Source organism: Okeania hirsuta (assembly GCF_003838195.1).
GTDB classification, from domain to species: domain Bacteria; phylum Cyanobacteriota; class Cyanobacteriia; order Cyanobacteriales; family Microcoleaceae; genus Okeania; species Okeania hirsuta.
This window is the reverse complement of the sequence record NZ_RCBY01000517.1, coordinates 1-2,142: the sequence shown is the minus strand read 5'-3', so window position 1 is coordinate 2,142 and position 2,142 is coordinate 1. Positions and strand designations below refer to the sequence as shown.

1 protein-coding gene is annotated in these 2,142 nt (G+C 35.2%); it reads right to left on the bottom strand.

The genetic code is table 11. The annotated features are described in order from the left end of the window. Positions 1–803: 803 nt before the first annotated feature. Positions 804–2,142 (bottom strand): UDP-N-acetylglucosamine 1-carboxyvinyltransferase (locus D5R40_RS32425; protein WP_134239667.1); only part of this gene is annotated, 1,339 nt, incomplete at its 5' end.

Here is a 2,142-nt window from a genome sequence, read left to right as displayed (position 1 = left end):
TAATTTTGAACACCGTGTAGACGGTGGGGTATTAAACCCACAAAGAAAATGATAATTGATATATCTAGTGCGATAATTAATTTTATTTTTTATGATTGGAGATGTCTATTAAAAAAGTAATTATAATGTACTTTATCAAAAGATAAATTCGAGCAGATCATTCTATCTAAGATAAGTTAAGTTATCAGAAGTGAAGTATTGATATTGAGTGCTGAAGTTTGCCAGCACTAGGTAACTATTGAAAAAATTCTACAGATTTCTACATTTATAACAAAAATTGGTATTCCTAATACCAGTTTTATATGAGGTTGCATAGAATGATGAAATTCATTAAATATATCTATCTTTATCTAGGCTTACCTGCGGTCAATTCTGCTTGAAATATTATTCTATGCAGCTTCATTTAAATTTGGTATAAAGTAGTTGAAATTGGTTATTTATTGAAGCAATGATACTGCATTTCATCTCGCGCAGTTAGACCCAGACTTAATAAAGCTATTTATTATATGTACCTTGATACAAAAATATATTGATATGTGAAAAATAATCGACTATACTCTAAAAAATTGGAGAATAACATTAGAGCTATCTAGTAATGCATTGACAACTACAACACACCCTTATTTTTTGAGGACGACCAAAAGAAATAAACTACCTAATAGTCCATTTTGTTAGTTTCAATAAGATTCTAAATTGTCACAATCACTTATTTTTCATAATTTGATCATGTACTTAACCCATCAAAATTAATTAAATAGACCATTAGTTTCAAGCTATTCCTTATTATGAAAAATTAAATCAACTTAGACAGAAGTCTGCAATATTTCATGTTCTGTAGGTATATCTATTCTTTGCAACTGTGCTCCTAACTTTTGAAGTTTAACTTCTAGTTTTTCGTAACCTCGGTCTAAGTGTTGTAGACCTTGAAAAGTCGTTTCTCCTTCTGCGGCCAATGCTGCTAATATCAAAGCAGCAGAAGCTCTAAGATCTGTACCAATTACTGGAGCTGCTGAAAGTTTGGACACACCTTCTACAATGGCATGATTTCCTTTCACCCTAATATTAGCACCCATCCTATTTAGCTCTGAAACATGACGCATACGATTCTCAAATACTGTCTCTGTAACAGAACTACTACCAGAACACACACTGAGCAAGGCCATAAAAGGAGCTTGCATATCTGTGGGAAAACCAGGATATGGCTGAGTGTCAATATCAGTAGCAATCAGGTTTTTACTAGGTAGAATGTGTAAACTACCAGGTACTTCTTGTATGATTTTTACTCCTACTGACTGGAGTTTAGAAATAACTGCACTCAAATGTTGAGGAACAACTGGTGAAATAGTTATGTCTGAATTAGTAATTGCACCAGCGATTAAAAATGTCCCAGCTTCTATTATACCTGACAGAATAGAAGCTGGGACATTTTTAATCGCTGGTGAAATAGTTATGTCTGAATTAGTAATTGCACCAGCGATTAAAAATGTCCCAGCTTCTATTCTGTCAGGTATAATAGTGTAATCTACAGAATGTAGCTTGGGGACTCCAGATATAACTATGCTCTTTGTGCCAGCACCAATAATATTAGCTCCCATAGCTATACATAAATTAGCTAGGTCTACTACTTCTGGTTCTTGAGCTGCATTTTCAATGATGGTTTCTCCCTCAGCCAAGGTTGCTGCCATCATTAATGTTTCAGTAGCTCCAACACTAGGGTAGTCAAGATATATTTTTGCCCCTTGTAACTTTTTTTTACTACCAGTAATATAGGCATTCACTACACCATGCTCAATATGAACTTCTGCTCCTAAAGCTTGTAAACCTCGAACATGAAGATCCACAGGTCTAGCACCAATAGCGCATCCACCTGGTAGTGGTACGCGAGCTACTCCAAGTCTGGCCATAATAGGGCCTATAACAAAAAAGCTAGCACGTAACTGTCTAACTAATTCATAAGGAGCTTCGGGAGTATCTAATTTACTCGCATCAACATCTAAAGTATTACCATTCTGTTCTAACTTTGCTCCGAATGCAGATAAAACCTGTCCCATTCTATTAATGTCTACCAGAGAAGGAACTTGTTGTAACCGACAAGTGCCTGAACAAAGCAATGTTCCTGCCATGGCAGCTAAAGCAGAATTT